The following is a 4790-nucleotide window of genomic DNA, read 5'->3' on the forward strand; positions in this document are numbered from 1 at the left end:
TCCACCGCCTTTGGCGGTCCCCCTCCCCCGCCACGCGGGGGAGGATCAGCGCGCCGTCCAGCCCCCGTCGATGAGGAGGGTCTGGCCGGTGATCAGGGAGGCGGCGGGGGAGGTGAGGAAGGTTACGGCGCCGGAGACTTCGCGGGGGGCGCCGACGCGGTGGAGGGCGGCGATGCGTTCGACCACGTCGTCGCGGAAGCCGGGGCGGCCCAGCGCTTCGGCGGTGCCGTCGGTCTCGATGAAGGTGGGGGCGACGGCGTTGACGGTGATGCCGTGGCGGCCCCATTCGACCGCCATGCACTTGGTCATGTGGGCGACGGCGGCCTTGCTGAGGCAATAGATCGCTTCGCCGGGGAGCGCGACGAAGCCGGCCTGCGAGCTCATGTTGACGATGCGGCCGCCCTGCCCGCGCGCGATCATGTGGCGGGCGACACGCTGGGCGATGAAGAAGCTCGCCTTGACGTTGAGGGCGATGGTCATGTCGAACTCGTCTTCGGTGAAATCCTCGATCGGCCCCTCGGTGCCGCCGCCGACATTGTTGACGAGGATATCGAGGTGGCCGAAGGCGGCGATGGCGGCGTCGATTGCGGCATAGGCCTCGGGCAAATGCATCACGTCCATCTGCAGCGGCACGGCGCGGCGGCCGAGGGCTGCGATTTCGGCCTGCACCTCGCTGCCCGAGGCGACTTCGCGGAGACCGAGCGCGATGTCGGCGCCGGCGTTGGCGAGGGCCAGCGCGATGGCACGGCCGAGCCCGCGCGCCGCGCCGGTGACGAGAGCGGTCTTGCCGGTGAGATCGAAACTGGGCAGGTCGGTCATGTGGTTCTCCCTCGATTGATGGCGCACTGCCGGGCATCGACATTTGCGGTCGCCGACGCCGGAGATTTCGCCGACCATACTGGAACGAGGCAGCAACGGTTGGGAATGCTGTTGATGACCGTCGGGCCGGGGCGGCGTCGCGAGGCTCGGGTGGATGGCGCCATGCCGAAGCCGGCTCCGGCCAAAGTATCAGAAGTTGGCTCTGTCACGCGGCATCGGCGCGGGCTAGAAAATGCGGCATCCAGAGGGTGCTCCGGGCGACCCGGGGAAACGACAACACAGGCTATCATGACCAAGATCACCGGCATCGAGACAATCCGCACGCGCGTCGACGGCACCTGGCTGTTCGTCAAGGTTCTGACCGACCAGCCGGGGCTTTACGGCATCGGCTCGGCGAGCGACCACTATCGGTGCAAGGTGATCCAGACGGCGATCGAGACCGTGACGCCCTTGCTGATCGGGCGCGATGTCAGCCGGATCGAGGACATCTGGCAGTCCATCCACACCTCCGGCTACTGGCGGAACGATTCGGTGGTCAACACGGTGCAGGCCGGCATCGACATGGCGCTGTGGGACATCAAGGGCAAGGAAGCCGGCATGCCGGTCTACCAGCTGCTCGGCGGCGCGACCCGCAGCGCGGTCGCGGCCTATGCCCACGCCTCGGGCGATACGCTCGGCGAGCTCGAGGACGATGTGCGCCGCTACTGGGAGGAGGGCTACACGGTGATCCGCTGCCAGCTCGGGCCCTATGGCGGCGGCGGCTTCCTCGACCGGGCCGAGGCCCGCGGTCCGAAGAACCACTGGCCGCAGGAGCGGGCTTTCGACGACGACGCCTATCTCGAGAACGTGCCGGCGATGTTCGCGCATCTGCGCGACAAGCTGGGGTTCGGGCCGAAGCTGACCCACGACGTCCACGAGCACCTCGCCCCGCACAATGCCGTGCAGCTGGCGAAACTGCTCGAGCCGTACCGGCTGTTCTTCCTCGAGGACCTGCTGTCGCCCGAGCAGGTGAGCTGGTACCGGCTGGTCCGCCAGCAATGCACCACGCCGCAGGCGATGGGGGAGCTGTTCATCAATCCGCACGAGTACCTGCCGCTGATCACCGAGCGGCTGATCGACTTCGTGCGGGTGCGGATTTCGAAGGGCGGCGGCATCACCAACTGCCGGAAGATCGCGACGCTGTGCGAATGGTTCGGCGTGCAGACTGCCTGGCAGGAGGGCGGCGACAACGACCCGGTCAACCAGATGGCCGCGATCCATGTCGATCTTGCGAGCTCGAGCTTCGGCATCCAGGAGGAGAACCACTTCAAGCCCGAGGAATACGACCTGTTCCCGGGTCATGCGGTGCTCGAGGGCGGGTATCTCTATCACAACGAGCAGCCCGGGCTCGGCATCGACATCGATATCGAGAAGGCGAAGGCGCTGCTGGATCCGGAGCGGGCGGCCAAGTCCTACTACATGGCCGAAGACCGGCGCCGGGACGGCCAGATCGTCCGCCCGTGACGCTCTGGCGCGGCCCGGCCGGTACGGCCGGGCTGTGTCCGGGAGCGTCCCGGAGAGGCTGAGCTAGTGACTATCGCCGGCTCGCTGCCGCAAGCGGCGCTGCTTCATCCAGCCGAGGGTTGCGGCGACAGGCAGGGCGAGGACGAGGCCGCCCATCGACATTTTTCCGGGGCGATGGCGGAAGCGGTTTCGGGCGGCGGCGAAGCCGGCCTGCCATTCCGGGCTCCCATCCCGGGGTTCGGAGGTGTCCCCGCCCTCCTCCACCGACGTGCCCAGGGTGTCCGCCATGGTGGCGTTGCGCGTACCCATCGGGGTGTCGCGGCCGATGGTCGAGTCCTTGGCCGTCTGGTGCTCGATCTCGGAGTTGAGTTCGGCTCCGGCGATCACCACGGTGATCGAGATCCAGATCCAGGTCAGAAAGCCGATCAACGCGCCAAGCGAGCCGTAGGTCTTCTCGTAGTTGGCGAAATTGGCGCTGTACCAGGAGAAGAGGAGCGAGGCGATGACGATGACCAGCACGGCCAGCACCGCGCCCGGCGTCAGCCATCGCCATTTCGCCTGCTGCCGGCTCGGCCCGAGGCGGTAAAGCGCGGCGATGCCGGCAAACAGCATCAGCACCAGCAGCCCGTAGCCGAGACCCTGGACGAGCCACTCGAAGCCGCTCGACAGGCCGATCGCGCCGAGCACCGCGGGCATGAGGATGACGACGCCAATCATCACGATGGCGGCGACGAGGCCGCCGATAGTGAAGAGCAGGGCGAGCAGGTTGAGCTTCAGAAACGAGCGCTTCTCGCGTTCGTCGTAGGCGATGTTCATCGCCTCGAACATGGTCTTGATGCCGGAACTGGAACTCCACAGGGCAAGGGCGAGGGAAAGGACCAGCCCCCAGCCCAGGGTCGTCGCTCCCTGCTGGGTGAGCCGCACCAGTTGCTCGTCGATGATCTGGAGGCCCCCCTCCGGCACGATCCCCGCCAGCATGCCGACATGCTCGGCCACAGTCGCGGGGTCGGTGAACAGCCCGTAGAGCGACACGAAGGCAACGATGGTCGGGAACAGCGCCAGCAGCAGGTAGTAGGTGGCGCCGGCAGCGATCAGGGTGACCCGGTCATCGGAAATCTCGCTCCAGGTGCGCCACAGGATGTCCTTCCAGGCCTTGGGCGGCATCTGCTGCGGCGCCTCGGCACGCCGTCCGCGACCCCGCTCCAGCTCCCGCTCCCTGGTCCTCTGCGTATCCATGCTGACCTCCTCGTCTAGCGGGAGAACAACTTAGGTATGGTGCAGGAGTTGCCGACCATTTTTGTGGGGGATGGTCGGTTTGTTGCGGGCCCGGAACTTAGTGGAGGCGAGCGCCGGGATGCAGGCCACGTCCCTGGGAGGACAGCCCCCCGCGGCGGGTCGCGGCCGTGCGTCTGACGCCGGTCGAGGCCGGCGCGCCGGCTCCCGGATGCGGCTGCCTCAGCGCTGCTTGAAGGCGCGATCGAAGCCGGCTGTCAGCGGGCTCAGCAGGTAGTCGAGGGCGGTGCGCTGCTGGGTGGTGATCAGCACGGTCGCTCCCATCCCCGGGTAGAGCTCGATGTCGGGATAGTGCTGCAGGTCGGCGAGATCGACGTCGATCAGGGTCTTGTAGTAGACCGCCAGCGTGCGCTCGTCGGTAATGCGGTCGGCCGAAACCTGCTGCACGGCGCCCCGGATCAGCGGCGTCACGTGCTGGCGGTGGGAGGAGAAGCGCAGTTCGGCCGGCATGCCTTCATGGAGCTCGGAGATGTCGTCGACGCGCACCCGCGCCTCGACCACCAGCATGGCCTTTTCCGGCACGATTTCGAGGAGGATCTGGCCGGGCGCGATGACCGACCCGACGGCATGCACGGCGAGCCCGACGATGCGGCCATCCGCCGGCGACCGGATGATCGAGCGATCGAGGCGGGACTGGGCGTCCTGCAGCTGCGGCACGATCTCGAGAATTTTCGACTGCAGCGAAGCCAGCTGTTCGGCGACCTCGCTCTGGCGATCGCGCGTCAGCTGGGTGATCTGCTGCTCGATCTCGGCGACCTTCTGTTCGCTTGCCGCGGTGTTGCCGTCGAGTTCTCCGATGCGGCCCTGCACGTCGGCGATGTTGCGCTCGAGATCGCTGATCCGCCCGCGGGTGGCGAGCCCATCCTGCAGCAGACGGTCGAGCCGGGTGCGCTCCGCGGTCAGGGAGGCCAACTGCTCCTCGTAGGCGCGCCGGGTCGAGATGCCGCCTTTGGCCTGTTCGGTCAGCTGGTCGACACGCCGCAGCAGGATGTCGCGGCCGCCAACCAGCGACTGGCTGCGCGTCCGGAACTCGCCGCGCTGGCTGGCCAGCGTCTCCCGCACATAGGGGGCCTCGCTCGCCAGCAGGTCCTCGGGAAAGACGATCTCCCTCGCGCCGCTGAGCTCGGCCTTGAGGCGGGCTTCCATGGCCCGGGCGAGCGCCAGCTGCTGGAAGA

Annotated in this window: 4 protein-coding genes; 1 reads left to right on the forward strand and 3 read right to left on the reverse strand. The window is 67.7% G+C overall.

Annotated elements, in window-relative coordinates:
• Nucleotides 1–45 precede the first annotated feature (45 nt).
• Nucleotides 46–819, reverse strand: coding sequence for a glucose 1-dehydrogenase (locus JWQ89_RS03510; protein WP_299638446.1), 774 nt, complete (start codon nt 817–819; stop codon nt 46–48).
• Nucleotides 820–1107: 288 nt separating this feature from the next.
• Here JWQ89_RS03510 and JWQ89_RS03515 point away from each other — a divergent pair, with 288 nt between their 5' ends.
• Nucleotides 1108–2322 carry an enolase C-terminal domain-like protein gene (locus JWQ89_RS03515; protein WP_299638448.1) on the forward strand — a complete coding sequence of 405 codons (1215 nt, stop codon included), beginning with the start codon at nt 1108–1110 and terminating at the stop codon, nt 2320–2322.
• 63 nt (nt 2323–2385) lie between these two features.
• On the opposite strand, the gene JWQ89_RS03520 is transcribed toward JWQ89_RS03515, so the two are convergent.
• Both JWQ89_RS03520 and JWQ89_RS03525 read right to left on the reverse strand, forming a co-directional pair.
• Nucleotides 2386–3558, reverse strand: a complete 1173-nt coding sequence (locus JWQ89_RS03520; protein WP_299638450.1) for a YihY/virulence factor BrkB family protein — start codon at nt 3556–3558, stop codon at nt 2386–2388.
• A gap of 219 nt (nt 3559–3777) precedes the next feature.
• Nucleotides 3778–4790 (reverse strand): HlyD family type I secretion periplasmic adaptor subunit (locus tag JWQ89_RS03525; protein WP_299638452.1); only part of this gene is annotated, 1013 nt, incomplete at its 5' end.

The organism is Devosia sp. (assembly GCF_028290645.1).
Classification (GTDB): Bacteria; Pseudomonadota; Alphaproteobacteria; order Rhizobiales; family Devosiaceae; genus Devosia_A.